This window comes from Bradyrhizobium sp. 197 (assembly GCF_023073375.1).
Classification (GTDB): domain Bacteria; phylum Pseudomonadota; class Alphaproteobacteria; order Rhizobiales; family Xanthobacteraceae; genus Bradyrhizobium.
This window is the reverse complement of sequence record NZ_JADPJJ010000129.1, coordinates 15,967-35,109: the sequence shown is the minus strand read 5'-3', so window position 1 is coordinate 35,109 and position 19,143 is coordinate 15,967. Positions and strand designations below refer to the sequence as shown.

Below are 19,143 nucleotides of genomic sequence, written 5' to 3'. Positions count from 1 at the left end.
TGACCCGCTCGATCTGACGATCCGGACCCGCCAAATGCCTTCTGTCTTCGAGACGTCGCCCTCCGCCATCCCGATCACCTTCGTCACCAAGTCGAGCTGGGATCAGGTCGCCGAGACGCTGCCGCCGGCGCAACGCCGGTTCGCCACCGCGAGCGCTTTTACCGCAAAGCCGGGCGGCTACCTCGCGCTGCCAGCGCCCGACGGCACGATCGCGCAAGTGCTGTTCGGCCTCGAGGACGAAGGTGCAAGAGCGCCCGACCTGTTCCGGCCGGGCGCCCTGCCCGGCCTGTTGCCGCCGGGCATCTATCGCTTCGCCAATGCACCGCACGATGCACGGCTCGCCGCAGTCGCCTTCGCGCTCGGCAGTTATCGCTTCGCCCGGTACCGCAAGGCGGACCGCCCCGAGGTCCGCCTCGTGCCGCCCGACGGCGTCGACGCGGCCGAGATCAACCGCATGGCGGACGCTGCGACGCTGGCGCGCGACCTCATCAACACGCCGGCCAATGACATGGGGCCGGAGGAGCTGGCCACAGCCGCGCAAGATCTCGCCGCCGAATTCGGTGCAGACTTTGCCTGCACCATCGGTGAGGACTTGAAGACGAATTTTCCGCTCGTCCACGCCGTCGGCATGGCCTCGGACCGCGCGCCGCGGCTGATCGACATCGGCTGGGGCGACCCGGCTCATCCCAAGGTGACGCTGGTCGGCAAGGGCGTCTGCTTCGACACCGGCGGGCTCGATTTGAAGCCATCGAGCGGCATGCTGATCATGAAGAAGGACATGGGCGGCGCCGCCAACGTGCTGGCGCTGGCGCGCATGGTGATGGATGCGAAGCTCAAGGTCCGGCTGCGCGTGCTGATTCCGGCCGTGGAGAACGCGGTCTCGAGCAACGCCTTCCGCCCGCTCGACATCTTCACCTCGCGCAAGGGCATCACGGTCGAGATCGGCAATACCGACGCAGAGGGCCGCCTCGTGCTCGCCGACGCGCTGGCGCTGGCCGACGAAGAAAAGCCGGACCTGCTGATCGATCTCGGCACGTTGACGGGAGCGGCACGCGTCGCGCTGGGGCCTGATTTACCGCCCTTTTACACCAATGATGAGACGCTTGCCGCCGACGTCGCGCGATGTGCGCTGAAGGAGAACGATCCGTTGTGGCGCATGCCGCTGTGGGCGCCTTACGATGCGTGGCTGGACTCCAAGACGGCCACCATCACCAACGCACCGTCCGGCGGCTTTGCCGGCTCGATCATTTGCGCGCTGTTCCTGCAACGGTTCGTCGAGCAGGCTAGGAGCTGGCTGCATGTCGACATCTACGGTTGGACGCCGTCGGCGAAGCCCGCGCGCCCCGAGGGCGGCGAATGCCAGGCCGCGCGCGCGATCTACACATTGCTGAGCGAGCGCTATGCATGATCCGCGGCTGACACCAATGCGGGGCGACCTCGCCGCGAAATATCTCGAAGGCAAGGTGCAGGCCGATCGCTTCGTCACGGGCGAGGAATACGAGATAGTCGAGGCGATCGCCCCCGTGCGCCAGCAGCCGTCGTCGAACGCGATGCTGTTCACACAAGCGCTACGCGGCGAACGCGTTACGGTCTACGATCGCGACGGCGAAGGCTGGGCCTGGGGTCAGCTTTCCGGTGACGGCTATGTCGGCTGGCTGCCGGATGCAGCGCTCATGAAGCCCTCGTCCGCCCCGACCCACATGGTCGGCGCGCTACGAACCTTTGCCTTCCCCGGTCCCTCGATCAAGCTGCCCCCGGCAGACACGCTGGTGATGGGATCGAAGATCGCGGTCGCGCGCGAGGACGGCAGCTTCGCTGTGACGCGCGACGGACAATATCTGCCCAAGGCTCATCTCGTCCCGCTGGAACATCGCGAGTCGGATTTCGTCACAGTCGCCGAGCGTTTCGTCGGCACGCCCTATCTCTGGGGCGGCAAGAGCAGTTTTGGCATCGATTGCTCCGGTCTCGTCCAGGTCTCGCTGACATCAGCGGGCATCGGCTGCCCGCGCGACAGCGACATGCAGCAGGCCGGCCTCGGCCGCGCGCTGGAGCCGCATGAGCTGAGCAAGCTGCAACGCGGCGATCTCATTTTTTGGAAGGGCCATGTCGCCATCGTTCGCGACGGCGCCACCATGGTCCACGCCAACGCGCATCACATGGCAACCGTGATCGAGCCGATCGAGCCGGCAATCGCAAGGATCAAGCAAGCCGGCAGCGAGATCACCGCGATCAAGCGGCTCTAACGGACGCTACGTGGCCGCCGACCCGTTCCCCGCCGTCTCCAGCCGAAACGCCGCCGCAAACAGCGCGCGGGTGTAATCCGTTTTCGGGCTCTTGAAGAGTTCAGAAGCCTGGCCTTCCTCGACCACCTTGCCGCCACGCATCACGATCAGATGGCTGGCGAGCGAGGCAACGACGCGTAAGTCGTGCGAGATGAACATGTAGGTGAGATCGCGCCTGCGCTGCAACTCACGCAGCAGATCGACCATCTGCGCCTGAATCAGCATGTCGAGCGCACTGGTCGGCTCGTCCAGCACGACGAAATCCGGTTCAAGCACCACGGCGCGCGCGATCGAGATGCGCTGGCGCTGGCCGCCGGAGAATTCATGGGGATAGCGGTGGCGAGTGTCTGCCTCTAGCCCGACGTCCTCGAGCGCCTTGACGACGCGCACCTCACGCTCCTCGTGCGAGAGCTTCGGCTGATGCACGGAGAGACCTTCGGCGACGATGTCGGCAACCGACATACGCGGGCTGAGCGAGCCGAACGGATCCTGAAACACGATCTGCATGTCGCGCCGGATGGGCCGCATCTCCTTGAAGCGCAGACCCTGGATATCCTTTCCCAGGAACACGATGCGTCCGTTCGAGGAGATCAGCCGCATCAATGCCAGTCCCAGCGTGGTCTTGCCCGAGCCGGACTCGCCGACAACGCCAAGCGTCTCGCCCTTGCGCACGGCGATGCTGACGCCGTCGACCGCCTTGATGTGACCGACCGTCTTGCGCATCAACCCGCGCTTGATCGGAAACCAGACTTTCAGGTCGTCGGCCGACATCACCACCGGCGCATCTGGCTGCGGCGGCGCTGGATCCGGCTTCGGTTCGGCGGCAAGCAGGTCGCGCGTATAGGGATGCTTCGGGCTTTTGAAGACCTGCTCGACCGGCCCCTGCTCGACGATCTCGCCGCCCTTCATGACGCAGACCTGGTCGGCGATGCGGCGCACGATGCCGAGATCGTGGGTGATGAAGAGCAGGCTCATGCCGAGCCGGCCGCGGATCTCGGCGAGCAGCGCCAGGATCTGCGCCTGCACGGTGACGTCGAGCGCCGTGGTCGGCTCGTCCGCGATCAACAGGTCCGGCTCGTTGGCGAGCGCCATCGCGATCATCACGCGCTGGCGCTGGCCGCCGGAGAGCTGGTGCGGATAGCTCTTCAGCCGCGTTTCAGGCTCGGGAATGCCGACCTGCGTCAGCAGCTCCAGCGTCCGCCTGCGCACCTCGGCATTGCTGGTCGGGTTATGGAGCTGGATGATCTCGCCAATCTGCGACTCGATCGTGTGCAGCGGATTGAGCGAGGTCATCGGCTCCTGGAAGATGATGGAGATGTCGCTGCCGCGAATCCCGCGCATCTCCCGCTCCGACTGGTCGATCAGCTCGCGTCCCTTGAAGCGGATGCTGCCCGAGGGATGCGAGGCATTCGGATAGGGCAACAGCTTGAGGATCGAGAGCGCGCTGACCGACTTGCCGGAGCCGGACTCGCCGACCAGTGCGACGCACTCGCCGCGCTTGATCTGGAACGAGACCTTGTCGACCGCGAGCGTGGTGGCGCCGCCCTGGTGGAAGGCCACCGAGAGGTCGCGCACGGCAAGCAGGGGCTGGTTGATCGCGTCCATTGGTTTACCTGAACGTCTTGCGCGGATCGAAGGCGTCGCGCACGGCCTCGCCGATGAAGATCAAGAGCGACAGCATGATCGCGACCGAGAAGAAGCCGGAGAAACCGAGCCATGGCGCCTGCACGTTTGACTTGCCCTGCGACAGCAGCTCGCCGAGCGACGGCGAGCCGGGCGGCAACCCGAAGCCGAGGAAGTCGAGGGCCGTGAGTGTCATCACCGAACTCGACACGATGAATGGCAGGAACGTCATCGTCGCGACCATCGCGTTCGGCAGCAGATGCCTGAACATGATCACGGCGTTCGACACGCCGAGCGCCCGCGCCGCCTGGATGTACTCGAAATTGCGCCCGCGCAGAAATTCCGCGCGCACGAGTCCCACCAGCGACACCCAGGAAAACAACAGCAGGATGCCGAGCAGCACGAAGAAGCCGGGCACGAGCACCGACGACAGGATCAGCAGCAGATAGAGCGAAGGGATCGCAGTCCATATCTCGATGAAACGCTGGAACAGCAGGTCGATCCAGCCGCCGAAATAGCCCTGCACCGCGCCGGCCGCGATGCCGACGATGGAGGAGACGATGGTCAGGCAGAGGCCGAACAGCACCGAGATGCGGAAGCCGTAGATCAGCCGCGCCACCACGTCGCGGCCCTGATCGTCGGTGCCGAGCCAGTTGTATTCCAGGTCGCGGCAGCTCTTGAGACCCTTCTTCTCGACCACCGGCTTGCACTGCGCTTCCGTCAGCATCCAGGTCGGCGGCGACGGTGCCGGCGTCGGCAGATCGAGATTGTGGGTGTCGTAGGAGTAGCGGATCAGCGGCCAGACGATGCTGCCGCCTTTGTCCCTGATCAGCTTCTGCAAATAGGGATCGCGATAATCGGCCGCCGTTTCGAAGTCGCCGCCGAAAGTGGTTTCCGAATAGGTGATGACGGACGGCCAGTAGAGGCGGCCATCATATTTGATCATGAATGGCCGGTCATTGGCGATCAGCTCGGCGAACAGCGACACCACAAACAGGATCATGAAGAGCCAGAACGACCAGTAGCCGCGCCGGTTCGCCTTGAAATTCTGCCAGCGGCGCCTGTTGAGCGGCGACGGCACGAACGGTTTGCGCGTGATCGGCACCGCATTGCCGAGCGGCGACTTCGCAGTGGTTTCGATCGGCGTGGTGGGGGCGGCCAGCGTCATCAGACCTCCCGCGCCTCGAAATCGATCCGCGGATCGATCCACATATAGGTCAGGTCAGAGATGAGGTTGATGACGAGGCCGACGAGCGAAAAGATGAAGAGCGTGCCGAACACCACGGGGTAATCGCGGTTGAGAACGCTCTCGAAACTGAGCAGCCCCAGTCCGTCCAGCGAGAAGATGGTCTCGATCAAAAGCGAGCCCGAGAAGAAGGCGTGAATGAAGGTGCTGGGAAAACCCGCGATGACGATCAGCATCGCGTTCCGGAAGACGTGGCCGTAGAGCACCCGATTCTCGCTGCAGCCCTTCGCGCGCGCGGTCATCACGTATTGCTTGCGGATCTCGTCCAGAAACGAGTTCTTGGTCAGGAACGTCATGGTGGTGAATGCACCGAGCCCCATGGCGATGAGCGGCAGCGTCAAATGCCAGAAGTAATCGATGATCTTCCAGTACCAGGGAAATTGCGACCAGCCGTCCGAGGTCAGTCCGCGCAGCGGGAACCAATTGAAGAACGAGCCCCCGGCAAACAGGATGATCAGGAGGATCGCGAACAGGAAGCCGGGAATCGCATAGCCGAGCACGAGCACGCTCGACGTCCAGGTGTCGAAGCGCGTTCCGTCCCTGACTGCCTTGCGGATGCCGAGCGGAATCGAGATCAGGTAGGTCAGCAGCGTCAGCCAGATGCCGAGCGAGATCGAGACCGGCAGCTTCTCCTTGATCAACTGGATCACGCTGACATCGCGGAAGTAGCTCTTGCCGAAATCGAAGCGGGCGAAATTCCACACCATCAGCGCGAACCGCTCGGGCGCCGGCTTGTCGAAGCCGAACTGCACCTCCAGCTTCTTGATGAAATCGGGATCGAGGCCTTGCGCGCCGCGATATTTCGAGTTGATGGCATCGCCGCCGGCCCCTAACTGCCCCGGGGCGCGCTGTGCAAAGTCGCTGCCGCCCGAAATGCGCGAGCTGCCGCCGGTGTCGGCGCCCGAGAGCTGCGCAATCACGCGCTCGACCGGGCCGCCCGGCGCGAACTGCACGACGATGAAGGAGACGAAGAGGATCCCGAGCAAGGTCGGGATCATCAGCAGGATGCGGCGGGCGATATAGGCGCTCATGGCTATTTCGCCTGTTCGAGCTTGGCGGCCTTGCCGCCATCATGCCACCAGATATCGGGGGCACCAACGCCGTTGGCATAACGCGGCAGCTTCTGCGGATGGCCGAATTGGTCCCAATAAGCAAGCCGGTGCGTCTTGTTATACCATTGCGGCACCCAATAGCGGCCGGCTCGGAACAGGCGATCGAAGGCGCGGCAGGCCACGGTCAATTCTGCGCGGCTGTCAGCCGCCATGATTTTCTCGACCATCGCGTCGATGGCCGGGTTGGCGATGCCCGCCAGATTGTACGATCCCTTGGTTGCCGCGACCTGCGAGGAAAAGAACGCGCGCATGGCATCACCCGGTGTCGCCGACATGCTGAAGCGCTGGATCGTGATGTCGAAGTCGAAATCCTCCTGGCGCGCCTTGTGTTGCACGGCATCGACGAGGCGCACGCTCGCTTCAATGCCGAGCGTCGCGAGATTCTTGATGTAGGGCGCGTGGTGCGGCTGGAAGGAAGGCTCATCCAACAGAAATTCGATCCTGAACACCTCCCCGTTCGGCAGTGTTCGCTTGCCGTCCTTGATCGGCAGGCCGGCGTCGCTGAGCAGTTGCTGCGCCTTGCGCAACAGGCTGCGATCTTGCCCGGAGCCGTCGGAGACCGGCGGCGTATAGGGCGCGGCGAACACTTCGTCGGGAATCTGGCCGCGAAACGGCTCCAGCAGCTTCAGCTCGTCCGGCGGAGGAGGTCCGTCGCTTGCCATGAGGTCCGAATTCTGGAACGGCGACACCGTACGGGCATAAGCGCCGTACATGATGGTCTTGTTGGTCCATTCGAAGTCGAAAGCATCGATCAGGGCCTCGCGCACGCGAGGGTCTTTGAATTTGTCGCGCCGCGTGTTGATGAACCAGCCTTGCGCACCGGACGGCGTGTCATCGGGCACGATCTCGAGCTTGACGCGGCCATCCTTCACGGCAGCGAAGTCATAGCGCGTGGCCCAGATGCGGGACGTGAACTCCTCGCGGTAGAGATAGTTCTTGCCGGTAAATCCCTCGAAGGCGACGTCGCGGTCGCGATAAAACTCATAGCGCACCACGTCGAAATTGTAGCTGCCGCGACAAGATGGCAGATCGACGGCCCACCAGTCCTTTACCCGCTCGAACTCGATGTAGCGATTGACCTCGAACTTCCCGACCTTGTACGGACCCGAGCCCAATGGCGTCTCAAGCGACGTTTCGTCGAAGGCGCGAGAGGCATAATACGCTTTCGAGAAGATCGGCAGGCTCGCCAAATAGAGCGGGACGTCACGCGCGCGTCCCTTGGCGAAGGTCACGACAAGCGTCGTGGCGTCGATCGCTTCCGCGCTAACCATGTCGCGCATCTGCACAATGATCAGCGGATGCCCCTTGGTCTTCAGCGCCGTCAAGGAAAACGCCGCGTCGTGCGCGGTAAGCTTGGTGCCGTCGTGGAATTTCGCCTCAGGCCGCATCGTGAAGCGATAGACCAGTTTGTCTGCCGATATATTTACAGACTTGGCGGCAAGCCCGTACATCGCGTCCGGCTCGTCGTTTGCGCGCACCATCAGCGGCGCAAACGTCATGTCCATGCCTTGCGCGCCGTCACCCTTCAGAATGAAGGCGTTGAGCGAGTTGAAGGTCTGGTAGGACTGGTTATACGCGCGCACCGACGGAATGAGGGAGAACGTGCCGCCTTTCGGCGCATCGAGATTGGCATAGTCGAAATGGTGGAAGTCGGCGGGGTATTTGAGGTCGCCGAATGCCGAGATGCCATGGACCTCGGCGGGCATCTCGGACGCTGTCGCGCCCCGGAGCCAGGAGGCGCTGAACGCGCCGCCTGCACCCAAGGCCAGCAGATGCCGGCGTGAAAGCTGCGCCATGCGAGAAATGCCCCTCACGACTTCTTTGCGATCCGCGCCGCCTTGTCCGCGTCGTACCACCAGATGAACGGGAAGCCGGACTGACCGTATCTGGGCAGCTCCGCCGGCCGGCCGAAGCGGTCCCAGCGCGCGGTGCGGACTTTCGAATAGGTCCATTGCGGCACGACGTAGTGATTCCACAGCAGCACGCGATCGAGCGCCTTGGTGGCCGCGACGAGATCGTCGCGACCCGTGGCGTAGATCACCCGCTCGATCAGCTTGTCGACTGCCGGATTCTTGATGCCGGTAATGTTGCGCGACCCGGCGATATCAGCCGACTTGGATGACCAGAATTCGCGCTGCTCGTTACCCGGCGACTGCGACTCGCCCCAGGAGTTGGTGACGACGTCGAAATCCCACTCTCTGGTCCTGTTCTCGTATTGGGTCGGATCGACCGTGCGCACGCTGACCGCGATGCCGAGCCGTTCCAGCGACGGCTTGTAGAACAGCGTGATCCGCTCGAAGCTCGGATCCGAGTTCAGCAGCTCAAGCGAGAACTGAGCGCCGGTCTTGACGTCGATCAGCTTGCGGTCGCGCACCTCGTAGCCGGCTTCCTTGAACAGGCGAAGCGCCTCGCGCAGATTCTCGCGCACGGCTTCCGGACTGCCGCCGACCGGGTTGGTGTAGGCCGTGGTGAAGACTTCGGGCGGGACCTCGGCGCGGACGGTCTCGAGGATTTCGAGCTCCTTGCCCTGCGGCAAGCCGGTCGCCATGAGGTCGTCGATGCCGTCGAAATAACTACTGATGCGCTTGTACTGACCATAGAAGATCTGCTTGTTCATCTCCTCGAAGTCGAACGCATAGTTGAGAGCGCGTCGCACGCGGGGGTCGCTAAACTTGGCACGGCGCAGGTTCGGCACGAAGGCCTGCATGACGCCCGAGCTGCGATTGGCGAACTCCTCGAGAATCACCCGCTTTTCAGTGACGGCCGGGAAGTCGTAGGCCGTCGCCCAGTTCTTCGCGCTGTTCTCGGTACGCCAATCGACCTGATCGGCCTTGAAAGCCTCGATCGCCACGGTGGCGTCCCGGAAATACTCGTAGCGCATCTCGTCGAAATTATTGCGGCCTACATTGGCGGCGAGATCGCGCCCCCAATAATCCTTGACGCGCTCCAGCGCGATCGACCGTCCGGCAACGAATTCCTTGATCCTGTAGGGGCCCGAACCGAGCGGCACTTCGAGCGTAGTGGCGGAAACGTCGCGCTTGCGACCCTGCGCGTCGGTCCCCTCCCACCAGTGCTTCGGCAAGACCGTGAGCTGCCCGACGATCTGCGGGAGTTCGCGGTTGCCCGGCGCGTCGAACACGAACTTCACCTCGCGCTCGCCGACCTTCTCGGCCTTCGTCACATGGCTGTAATAGGCCGAGTATTGCGGGTGATGCTTCTTGAAGGAATCAAGCGAGAAGATCACGTCGTCCGCGGTAACAGGCTTGCCGTCATGCCATTTGGCGTCGGACCGCAAACGATAGGTGACGAAGGAAAAATCGTCCGGGTGGCTGACGGCCTCGGCCAGCGCGCCGTATTCGGTCGAGATTTCGTCGAGCGAGGGCGTCGTGAGGGATTCGTAAATGAACGCAACGGCGCCGGCGACCTGCCCCTTCACACCGGAGACGACGATGTTGAAATTGTCGAATGTGCCGACGGCGATCTGGCGCGCGACGCCGCCTTTGGGCGCTTCCGGATTGACGTAGTCGAAGCGCTTGAAGTCGGCGGGATATTTGACCTGTCCGAACAGCGACAGCGCGTGGCGCCAAGGAAGCTCACTGGCAGATTGCGCGTGCGCCACGCCAATGACGGGAATGCCCGCTACGGAACCGAGGGCGGGGAGCGCGGCGGCAGCAGTGCCGGTGAGCAGGAGATCGCGTCGGGTAATGGCCAAATCAACATTCCTGTCTTGAAGGAGGCTACTCCTTTAAGGTCCCAATATAGGCGAGGTTTCGACGGAATATGTTGCTTTTTCCTCATCTTGGAAGGCCGGACGGCCATCCGATGCGGCCAAACGCCCCGATAACGTTGCCGCGAGGCCCGGATACGGAAACGGCCAGGCTTTTCAGCCTGGCCGCATAGTTCAAGACGGGTTTTTTGACGCCTTACTTCGAGGCGGTCGGCAACGGTTGCGGATGGTCCGACAGCGAATTCAGATAGGCAATGACATCGGCGCGCTCGGAATCCTTCGGAATACCGGCGAAGCCCATCGCGGTGCCCGGGATGAAGCCCTTCGGGTTGGCGATGAACTTGTTGAGGTCGTCGAACGTCCAGGTGCCGCCCTTGGCCTTCATGGCGGCCGAGAAATTGAACCCGCGTCCTTCACCCCTGGGCTCGCCGACGATGCCAAAGAGATTCGGACCGACGCGGTTCGGGCCGCCCTTCTCGAAGGTATGGCAGGCGCCGCACTTCTTGGCGGCGGAAGCCCCCTTCTCGACCGAGGCGGTCTGGAGCAGCTTTTCGATCGGCTCGGAGGGCGCAGCAGCGGCGGCGCCTTCCTTGCCGTGGCCGGCGTCTTCCTTCACGGCGATCTCAAAGCCCGGCTTTTCCGGCATCTTGGGCGAGAACAGCGCACTCGCGGTGAAGCTCGTCACCAGCAGGATGAGACAGGTGCCGAGCACGGCACCGAGAATTTTGTTGAGTTCGAAAGAGTCCATTTCCGGCCAGGCCCCACACCGCAAGAAGAATTGGCGGCCAGGCGGCCGCCAGGACGAGCCTCGGGAGAATCAAACGTTCCCAATTGTTTCCCCGAGTTTTGCCATTGAGATATCGGTTTGCCCGGGGTCTGGCAACCCGTATAAGCGAGCGGGCTTCAGGCCCGTCCCCACCCCATTTCTCGGCGCGGAAAACGCCCCGTTTCCAGGCCCTTGAACCGATGATCAATCCCCGCATCCTGGTGCTGATTCCGGCCCGCATGGCCGCCACCCGCCTGCCCGGCAAGCCGCTCGCCGATATCGCGGGGCAGCCGATGATCGTGCATGTGATGCGCCGTGCCGAGGCCGCCGGGATAGGCCGGGTCGCAGTCGCAACGGACACGGCGGAGATCGCTTCCGTGGTGACCGCCCATGGCGGCGAGGCCGTGATGACCCGCCCGGAGCACCCCTCCGGCTCCGACCGCATCCACGAGGCCATGCAGAAGCTCGATCCGGACGGCAAGGCCGAGATCGTGGTCAATCTCCAGGGCGATTTTCCGACCATCACGATCGACAACATCCGCGAGGTGCTGCCGCCGCTGCAAGACCCCGTCGTGGACATCGCCACGCTGGCCTCGCAGATCCACACCGAGGAGGAGGACCTCGCGCCGAGCGTCGTGAAGGCGATCGGAACCTCGCTCGGCGGCAGGCGGATGCGCGCACTTTATTTCACCCGCGCCACCGCTCCGACGGGCGACGGACCGCGTTACCACCATATCGGCCTGTACGCCTATCGCCGCGCCGCGCTGGAGCGCTACGTCCGGCTTCCGCCTTCGCCGCTGGAATTGCAGGAGAAGCTCGAGCAGCTTCGGGCGCTTGAGGCCGGAATGCGCATCGACTTCACCATTGTCGATACCGTGCCGCGCGGGGTGGACACGCCGGCGGACCTCGAAACCGCGCGCAGCATCCTTTCCAAATCCTGAGCCGCTGTTACAAGGCCGAGCATGAGCAAGCTGAAAATCGCATTCCAGGGCGAGCCTGGGGCCAATTCCCACATCGCCATCGTCGAGGCCTATCCGGACGCGGAGCCGATGCCTTGTGCCACCTTCGAGGACGCGCTGTCGGCGATCTCCTCGGGCGAGGCCGATCTCGGCATGATCCCGATCGAGAATTCGGTCGCGGGCCGTGTCGCCGACATCCATCATTTGCTGCCGGCCTCGGGCCTCTTCATCATCGGCGAATGGTTTCTGCCCGTCCGTCATCAGCTGATGGCGGTGAAGGGAACCAAGCTTGCCGACATCAAGAGCGTCGAGAGCCATGTGCACGCGCTCGGCCAATGCCGGCGCATCATCCGCAAGCTTGGCATCAAGGGGATCGTGCACGCCGATACCGCCGGCAGCGCCCGCGACATCTCCGAGCGCAACGACAAGACCGTCGCCGCAATCGCCTCGCGCCTCGCCGCAAAGATCTACGGCCTCGACATTCTGGCTGAGGACATCGAGGACGAGGCCCACAACACCACGCGCTTCGTGGTGCTCGCGCGCGAGCCGAAATGGGCCGCCCAAAACTCCGGCCCGCTGGTTACCACTTTTGTTTTCCGGGTGCGCAATTTGCCGGCCGCCCTTTACAAGGCGCTCGGCGGTTTTGCCACCAACGGCGTCAACATGACCAAGCTCGAGAGCTACATGGTCGACGGCAATTTCTTCGCCACCCAGTTTTACGCCGACGTCGACGGCCACCCTGACGACAAGGGCCTTGCGTTTGCGATCGAGGAGCTGAAATTCTTCTCGCGCGAATTCCGCATCGTCGGCGTGTATCCGGGGCATCCTTTCCGGGCAACGATGGAATAGTTTCGTGTCCCGGACGCGCGAAGCGCGAGCCGGGATCCAGAGGCTGCGAAGCGCAGGGGCGCGATGGGCCCCGGCTCTGCAGCGCACCGCCGAAGGGGCGCTGCGCTGCGTCCGGGACACGAGAGCTTTATCCGGCCGCCTTAAGTCCAAACGCCTCCGCCAGCAGCGAATACGACTTCTTGCGCGCGTCGTGGTCGTACACGGCGGTGATCACCATCAACTCGTCCGGCTTGCTCGAATCGATCAGCGGCCGCAGCGTCTCTTGCACGGTGGCAGGGCTGCCGACGAACAGACGGGAGCGGTTGCGCCGCATCGAGGTGCGCTCGGAGTCGGTATAGGGATAGGCCAGTGCTTCCTCGACGCTTGGTAGCGGAAGATATTGACCGCGGTCGCGGCGCAGGCGGTTGAGATCGAAAGACGCGGCGAGCTTTTCGGCCTCCTCATCCGTGTCGGCCGCGATGACGGCGACTGCGAGGATCGCGCGCGGGCTCGCGCTCCAGGCCGAGGGCTGAAAACGATTGCGGTAATGCACCATGGCATCGATCGCATCGTGGGACGCAAAATGATGGGCGAAGGCGAAGCCCATGCCGACCTGCGCGGCGAGCTCTGAGGAATAATCGCTGGAGCCGAGCAGCCAGATCGGCGGCAACGGCGTATCGTCGGGCATCGCGACAACGTTGTGGTAGGGATGGCCCGAGGGGAATTCCCGGGTCTGCCACAGGATCAATTCGTGCAGCCGCTCGAGGAAATCATCGCCTTCGCGGCGATCGAGCCGGCTACGCAGCGCGTAGGCCGTGGCGCCGTCGGTGCCGGGGGCGCGGCCGAGGCCGAGATCGATGCGGCCGGGAAACAGCGCCTCCAGCATCTTGAAGCGCTCGGCCACGACCAGCGGCGCGTGGTTGGGCAGCATCACGCCGCCGGAACCGACCCGGATGTGCTTCGTCACCGCCGCGATCTGCCCGATCATCACGTCGGGCGCCGGGCTCGCGACGGAGGCGAGGTTGTGATGCTCGGCGAGCCAATAGCGGACATAGCCGAGCCCATCGACATGGCGCGCCAGATCGATGCTGTTGCGCAACGCCGCGGCGGGCTTTGTGCCTGTTGTGACGACGGAAAGGTCGAGGACTGAGAGCGGGATCATGGCGCGCTAACCTAGTGGAGAGCGGCGCGGCGGCAATGGGCAGGCCGCGCAGGTCTGACGTGCAGGCCGCGGGCCGGGACGCGGAAGCGGGTAGTTGGGACGAACGGCCTGCATATCATTTCGAATCCAGGCTGCCCACAGATCAAGCCAACCACCGAACTGCCCTTAACTTGCATCAAAATATTGATATATCGATGTATTTTACCATGAGCATAATTCCCACTATTCGACCATAAGGTAGAAAAACTCAGCCTAATACACATGAAGTGGGCCATTTCCCATCCACGATGGGCTGTCGATCAGACTGCCTTTGTCCTATCTTGGACATCCCAGGCTAGCGCTGACCGGCGCCAAAACCTGGTGAATAATCTGGAGTGAGTGGTGCCCATGACTGACGTGACGACGGCCGCCCACACCGACGGGCACGACGGGCACCTGAAGCGGCCTGCGATCTCCTTCGAGTTCTTTCCGCCCAAGACCGAAGATATGGAGCGCAATCTCTGGGACACCATCAACCGGCTGGCCCCGCTCGACCCGAAATTCGTCTCGGTGACCTATGGCGCCGGCGGCTCGACCCGTGAGCGCACCCACTCGACCATCTCGCGTATTCTGAAGGAGACCGCGCTGCTGCCGGCCGCGCATCTGACCTGCGTCGGCGCCTCGCGCGGCGAGATCGACGAGATCGTCGACCGCTATCACGAGGTCGGCGTCCGCCACATCGTCGGCCTGCGCGGCGATCCCGCAGGCGGCATCGGCACGCCCTATTCCAGCCATCCCGACGGCTACCAGACGTCCGATGCGCTCGTCGCCGGCATCAAGAAGCGTCACGCCGACATCGAAGTGTCGGTCTCGGCCTACCCCGAGAAGCACCCCGAGGCGCGCGACTTCGACGATGATATCGACACGCTGAAGGCCAAGGTCGACGCGGGTGCGACCCGCGCGATCACGCAGGTGTTCTTCGATAACGATCTCTACTTCCGCTATCTCGACCGCGTCCGCGCCCGCGGCATCAACATCCCGATTGTGCCGGGCATCATGCCCATGCACAATTTCAAGCAGGCGAGAGCCTTCGTCACCCGCGCCGGCACCTCCGTGCCGGATTGGTTCGCCGCGAAGTTCGAGGGCCTCGACGACGACGCCGAGACCCGCAAGCTGGTGGCAGCCACCGTCGCGGCCGGCCAGGTGCAGAAGCTCGCCAAGCACGGCGTCGACACCTTCCATTTCTACACCATGAACCGCGCCGATCTCGTGTTCGCGATCAGCCATTTGCTCGGCATCCGCGCCAAGAGCGCGCAGAAGGCGGCTTAAGACAACATGACCGTATCCACCTCTTCCAAGCGAACTGCCCTTTTGAACGCCGCGCGCGAGCGTATTCTCGTGCTCGACGGCGCCATGGGCACGATGATCCAGAACCTCCAGTTCGACGAGGCCGCCTTCCGCGGCGAGCGCTTCAAGAATTTTCATCGCGATTTGCGCGGCAACAACGACCTCTTGATCCTGACCCAGCCGCAGGCGATCGAGGACATCCACGCGGCGTATTTGCGCGCTGGTGCCGACATCGTCGCCACCAACACCTTCTCCACGACCTCGATCGCGCAGGCCGATTACGACCTCACCGACATCGTCTACGAAATGGCGCGCGAAGGCGCCCGCCTCGCCGGCAACGCCGCACGCCGCGTCGAAGCCGAGGACGGCAAGCCGCGCTTTGTCGCCGGCGCCATCGGCCCGACCAACCGCACCGCCTCGATTTCGCCCGACGTTTCCAATCCCGGCTACCGCGCCGTCAGGTTCGACGATCTGCGCAAATCCTATGGCGAGCAGATCAACGGCATGCTCGACGGCGGCGTCGATCTGCTGCTGGTCGAGACCATCTTCGACACGCTGAACGCCAAGGCGGCGCTCTACGCGATCGCCGAGATCACCGAGGAGCGCGGCATCGACATGCCCGTGATGGTGTCGGGCACCATCACCGACAAGTCCGGCCGCCTGCTGTCGGGCCAGCTGCCGGAGGCATTCTGGCATTCGGTGCAGCACGCAAAGCCCGTCACCATCGGCTTCAACTGCGCGCTCGGCGCGGAAGATCTGCGCGCGCACATCGCCGATATCGGCCGCGTCGCCGACACGCTTGTTTGTGCTTATCCCAACGCCGGCCTGCCCAACGAGTTCGGCCAGTATGACGAAACGCCGGAATACATGGCGCGCCTGATCGGCGAGTTCGCACGTGATGGTCTGGTCAACATCGTCGGCGGCTGCTGCGGCACCACGCCGGATCATATCGCGGCGATCGCCGCTGCGGTCGCGCCGCACAAGCCGCGCATCGTGCCGGAGATCGAGCCTCGCTTGCGGCTCTCCGGCCTCGAGCCGTTCATCCTGACCGACGCGATTCCCTTCGTGAACATCGGCGAGCGCACCAACGTCACCGGCTCCGCCCGCTTCCGCAAGCTGGTCACCGCCGGCGACTACACCGCCGCGCTGCAGGTCGCACGCGACCAGGTCGAGAACGGCGCGCAGATCATCGACGTCAACATGGACGAGGGCCTGCTCGACTCCGAGGCGGCCATGGTGACCTTCCTCAACCTCGTCGCCGCCGAACCCGACATCGCCCGCGTCCCCGTGATGGTCGATTCCTCGAAATTCTCGGTGATCGAGGCCGGCCTGAAATGCGTGCAGGGCAAGCCGGTCGTCAATTCGATCTCGATGAAGGAAGGCGAGGAGAAATTCATTCACGAGGCCAAGATCGCCCGCCGCCACGGCGCGGCCGTCGTGGTGATGGCGTTCGACGAGGTCGGCCAGGCCGACACGTTCGCGCGCAAGACCGAGATCTGCAAGCGCGCCTACGACATCCTGGTCAACCGCGTCGGCCTGCCGCCGGAAGACATCATCTTCGATCCCAACATTTTCGCGATCGCGACCGGCATCGAGGAGCACAACAATTACGGCGTCGACTTCATCGAGGCGACGCGCTGGATCCGCAAGAACCTGCCGGGCGCGCACATCTCGGGCGGCGTCTCCAATTTGTCTTTCTCGTTCCGCGGCAATGAGCCGGTGCGCGAGGCCATGCACTCGGTGTTCCTGTATCACGCCATCAAGGCCGGCATGGACATGGGCATCGTCAACGCCGGGCAGATGATCGTCTATGACGACATCGATGCCGAATTGCGCCAGGTCTGCGAGGACGTCATCCTCAATCGCGATCCCGGCGCGTCCGAGCGTCTGCTGGCGCTCGCGGAAAAATTCCGCGGCAACAAGACCCAGACCAAGGAAGCCGATCTCGCCTGGCGCGAATGGCCGGTGGCGAAGCGGCTGTCGCATTCGCTGGTGCACGGCATCACCGAATTCATCGAGCAGGATACCGAAGAGGCCCGCAAGGCCTCGACGCGGCCGCTCGACGTGATCGAGGGACCGCTGATGGCCGGCATGAACGTGGTCGGTGACCTCTTCGGCGACGGCAAGATGTTTTTGCCGCAGGTGGTGAAATCCGCACGCGTGATGAAGCAGGCTGTGGCCTGGCTGATGCCGTTCATGGAAGAGGAGAAGGCGCGCAATCGCGCCAACGGCATCGACAGCGATGCAAAATCCTCCGCCGGCAAGATCGTGCTCGCGACCGTCAAGGGCGACGTCCACGACATCGGCAAGAACATCGTCGGCATCGTGCTCCAGTGCAACAATTACGAGGTCATCGACCTCGGCGTGATGGTGCCTGCCGCCAAGATCGTCGAGATCGTGAAGGCGGAGAAGGCCGACATCGTCGGCCTGTCCGGTCTGATCACGCCCTCGCTCGACGAGATGGCGTTCTTCGCCGGCGAATTGCAGCGCGAAGGCCTCAAGCTGCCGCTGCTGATCGGCGGCGCGACGACAAGCCGCGTGCATACCGCGGTGAAGATCGACCCGAGCTATCGCGCCGGCCCCGTGGTGCATGTCAACGACGCCAGCCGCGCCGTCGGCGTCACGTCTGCGCTGCTCTCGCCCGAGAAGCGCGAGGCCTATGCCGCCGAGGTGCGTGCCGAATACGCCAAGATCTCGGACGCGCATATGCGCGCGCAGGCCGACAAGAAGCGGCTGAAGCTGGAGGTGGCCCGCAAGAACCGCGTGCCGGTCGATTTCGCAGCGAACAAGCCCGTGAAGCCGACCTTCCTCGGCACCAGAAGCTTCGACGACTACGATCTCGCCGAGCTCGTGCCCTATATCGACTGGACGCCGTTCTTCCAGACCTGGGAGCTCGCGGGCCGCTTCCCGGCGATTCTCGATGATGCCAAGGTCGGCGAAGTCGCGCGTTCGCTTTACGATGACGCGCGAAAAATGCTCGACACCATCGTCAAGGAGAAATGGTTCCGGGCGCGCGCCATCGTCGGCTTCTGGCCGGCGAATGCGCAGGGCGACGACATCGTGCTCTACGCCGACGAAAGCCGCACCAAGTCGATCGCGACGCTGCACACGCTGCGTCAGCAGCTCGAGAAGCGCGAGGGCCGTTTCAACGCGGCGCTGTCCGACTTCATCGCACCGGTCGGCACCGGTGTGCCCGATTATGTCGGCAGCTTCGTCGTCACTGCGGGGATCGGGGAGGATGTGATTGCCGACCGCTTCAAGATGGCGAACGACGACTACTCATCGATCCTGTGCAAGGCGCTGGCCGATCGCCTTGCGGAAGCCTTCGCCGAGCGCATGCATGCCCGCGTGCGCCGCGAGTTCTGGGCCTATGCGCCGGACGAGGCGCTCTCGACCGACGAGCTGATCCTCGAAAAGTACCAGGGCATCCGCCCCGCGCCCGGCTATCCCGCGCAGCCCGATCACACCGAGAAGGCGACGCTGTTCGAGCTGCTCGACGCAGAAAACACCGCCGGCGTGACGCTGACCGAGAGCTTTGCGATGTGGCCGGGCTCTTCCGTGTCCGGGCTCTATTTCGCGAACCCCGAGAGCTATTATTTCGGCGTCGGCAAGATCGAGCGCGACCAGGTCGAGGACTATGCCGTACGCAAGGGCATGAGCGTCGCCGAGACCGAGCGCTGGCTCGCGCCGGTGCTGAACTACATCCCGTCGCGGGAGGGCACCGACAAGGCGTTTGCGGCGACACCCGCAAACGACGAGACGTCAAAAGACCTCGCCTCGCACCCGCCCGGCTGCACCTGCGCGGTGCATCTCGTCTGGCAGAAGAAGCGCGCGGGCGCGGGGTAGGCGCCCCCCTCAACTCAAAAACTAAAAAACAACCCCATGCACAGTAGCCATGGGGTTGAAAAGCCTGAACATTTTTTTCCCCTCCGGAGCGGCGGGCGGGCACGAGATCGTCGGCCGCGACCAGGGCGGCGACCGCAAGCACTGTTGCTCCGTCGGGCAAAACACCTGTAGCATTCCATCATCGCCAACCGCGCCAGTTTCGCACTCCGCGTTGCGAGCCCTCACGCCTCAGTGGCGTTGGCGGCTGCACGATCTCGCCTCTCCGA

The 19,143-nt window shown here is 63.8% G+C and carries 13 protein-coding genes; 6 read left to right on the top strand and 7 right to left on the bottom strand.

Annotated features, from left to right (window positions below; genetic code table 11):
* Nucleotides 1-34: 34 nt before the first annotated feature.
* Both IVB27_RS28515 and IVB27_RS28510 read left to right on the top strand, forming a co-directional pair.
* Nucleotides 35-1,408, top strand: coding sequence for a leucyl aminopeptidase family protein (locus IVB27_RS28515; protein WP_247446280.1), 1,374 nt, complete (start codon nt 35-37; stop codon nt 1,406-1,408).
* Nucleotides 1,401-2,243 carry a C40 family peptidase gene (locus IVB27_RS28510; RefSeq protein WP_247446279.1) on the top strand — a complete coding sequence of 281 codons (843 nt, stop codon included), beginning with the start codon at nt 1,401-1,403 and terminating at the stop codon, nt 2,241-2,243. Before IVB27_RS28515 ends, IVB27_RS28510 begins: the two co-directional genes overlap by 8 nt.
* Before the next feature lie 6 nt (nt 2,244-2,249).
* On the opposite strand, the gene IVB27_RS28505 is transcribed toward IVB27_RS28510, so the two are convergent.
* The 6 genes from IVB27_RS28505 to IVB27_RS28480 form a co-directional block, all read right to left on the bottom strand.
* Complete coding sequence (locus tag IVB27_RS28505; protein ID WP_247446278.1) at nt 2,250-3,887, bottom strand: ABC transporter ATP-binding protein; 1,638 nt, start codon at nt 3,885-3,887, stop codon at nt 2,250-2,252.
* A 4-nt stretch (nt 3,888-3,891) separates the two neighbouring features.
* Nucleotides 3,892-5,073 carry an ABC transporter permease gene (locus tag IVB27_RS28500; protein ID WP_247446277.1) on the bottom strand — a complete coding sequence of 394 codons (1,182 nt, stop codon included), beginning with the start codon at nt 5,071-5,073 and terminating at the stop codon, nt 3,892-3,894.
* Nucleotides 5,073-6,182: a microcin C ABC transporter permease YejB gene (locus IVB27_RS28495; RefSeq protein ID WP_247446276.1), complete on the bottom strand. Its 1,110-nt coding sequence runs from the start codon at nt 6,180-6,182 to the stop codon at nt 5,073-5,075. The genes IVB27_RS28500 and IVB27_RS28495 overlap by 1 nt, the downstream gene beginning before the upstream one ends.
* A 2-nt stretch (nt 6,183-6,184) precedes the next feature.
* Nucleotides 6,185-8,059: an extracellular solute-binding protein gene (locus IVB27_RS28490; protein WP_247446275.1), complete on the bottom strand. Its 1,875-nt coding sequence runs from the start codon at nt 8,057-8,059 to the stop codon at nt 6,185-6,187.
* A 14-nt stretch (nt 8,060-8,073) separates the two neighbouring features.
* Nucleotides 8,074-9,975: an extracellular solute-binding protein gene (locus IVB27_RS28485; RefSeq protein ID WP_247446274.1), complete on the bottom strand. Its 1,902-nt coding sequence runs from the start codon at nt 9,973-9,975 to the stop codon at nt 8,074-8,076.
* Between the two features lie 211 nt (nt 9,976-10,186).
* A complete protein-coding gene (locus IVB27_RS28480; protein ID WP_247343882.1) occupies nt 10,187-10,738 on the bottom strand; it encodes a c-type cytochrome in 552 nt (183 codons plus the stop codon).
* A 218-nt stretch (nt 10,739-10,956) separates the two neighbouring features.
* Here IVB27_RS28480 and IVB27_RS28475 point away from each other — a divergent pair, with 218 nt between their 5' ends.
* Together IVB27_RS28475 and IVB27_RS28470 are read left to right on the top strand one after the other, a co-directional pair.
* The gene (locus IVB27_RS28475; protein ID WP_247446273.1) at nt 10,957-11,697 is read left to right on the top strand and encodes a 3-deoxy-manno-octulosonate cytidylyltransferase; all 741 of its coding nucleotides are present in this window, start codon (nt 10,957-10,959) and stop codon (nt 11,695-11,697) included.
* A 21-nt stretch (nt 11,698-11,718) separates the two neighbouring features.
* Nucleotides 11,719-12,564, top strand: coding sequence for a prephenate dehydratase (locus IVB27_RS28470; protein ID WP_247343888.1), 846 nt, complete (start codon nt 11,719-11,721; stop codon nt 12,562-12,564).
* 127 nt (nt 12,565-12,691) lie between these two features.
* Here the strand turns inward: IVB27_RS28470 and IVB27_RS28465 are convergent, their stop codons facing one another.
* Nucleotides 12,692-13,705, bottom strand: coding sequence for an LLM class flavin-dependent oxidoreductase (locus tag IVB27_RS28465; protein WP_247446272.1), 1,014 nt, complete (start codon nt 13,703-13,705; stop codon nt 12,692-12,694).
* 387 nt (nt 13,706-14,092) lie between these two features.
* On the opposite strand from IVB27_RS28465, the gene metF reads away from it, so the two are divergent.
* Both metF and metH read left to right on the top strand, forming a co-directional pair.
* The gene (metF, locus tag IVB27_RS28460) at nt 14,093-15,013 is read left to right on the top strand and encodes a methylenetetrahydrofolate reductase [NAD(P)H] (RefSeq protein WP_247344344.1); all 921 of its coding nucleotides are present in this window, start codon (nt 14,093-14,095) and stop codon (nt 15,011-15,013) included.
* Between the two features lie 6 nt (nt 15,014-15,019).
* A complete protein-coding gene (gene metH / locus IVB27_RS28455; RefSeq protein ID WP_247446271.1) occupies nt 15,020-18,877 on the top strand; it encodes a methionine synthase in 3,858 nt (1,285 codons plus the stop codon).
* The last annotated feature ends 266 nt before the right edge of the window (nt 18,878-19,143 follow it).

Coding starts and splice junctions, on each gene's coding strand:
- IVB27_RS28490 (WP_247446275.1), bottom strand. CDS start 8,059: ATGGCGCAGCTTTCACGCCGGCATCTGCTGGCCTTGGGTGCAGGCGGC.
- IVB27_RS28465 (WP_247446272.1), bottom strand. CDS start 13,705: ATGATCCCGCTCTCAGTCCTCGACCTTTCCGTCGTCACAACAGGCACA.
- metF (WP_247344344.1), top strand. CDS start 14,093: ATGACTGACGTGACGACGGCCGCCCACACCGACGGGCACGACGGGCAC.
- IVB27_RS28470 (WP_247343888.1), top strand. CDS start 11,719: ATGAGCAAGCTGAAAATCGCATTCCAGGGCGAGCCTGGGGCCAATTCC.
- IVB27_RS28495 (WP_247446276.1), bottom strand. CDS start 6,182: ATGAGCGCCTATATCGCCCGCCGCATCCTGCTGATGATCCCGACCTTG.
- IVB27_RS28475 (WP_247446273.1), top strand. CDS start 10,957: ATGATCAATCCCCGCATCCTGGTGCTGATTCCGGCCCGCATGGCCGCC.
- metH (WP_247446271.1), top strand. CDS start 15,020: ATGACCGTATCCACCTCTTCCAAGCGAACTGCCCTTTTGAACGCCGCG.
- IVB27_RS28480 (WP_247343882.1), bottom strand. CDS start 10,738: ATGGACTCTTTCGAACTCAACAAAATTCTCGGTGCCGTGCTCGGCACC.
- IVB27_RS28510 (WP_247446279.1), top strand. CDS start 1,401: ATGCATGATCCGCGGCTGACACCAATGCGGGGCGACCTCGCCGCGAAA.
- IVB27_RS28505 (WP_247446278.1), bottom strand. CDS start 3,887: ATGGACGCGATCAACCAGCCCCTGCTTGCCGTGCGCGACCTCTCGGTG.
- IVB27_RS28500 (WP_247446277.1), bottom strand. CDS start 5,073: ATGACGCTGGCCGCCCCCACCACGCCGATCGAAACCACTGCGAAGTCG.
- IVB27_RS28515 (WP_247446280.1), top strand. CDS start 35: ATGCCTTCTGTCTTCGAGACGTCGCCCTCCGCCATCCCGATCACCTTC.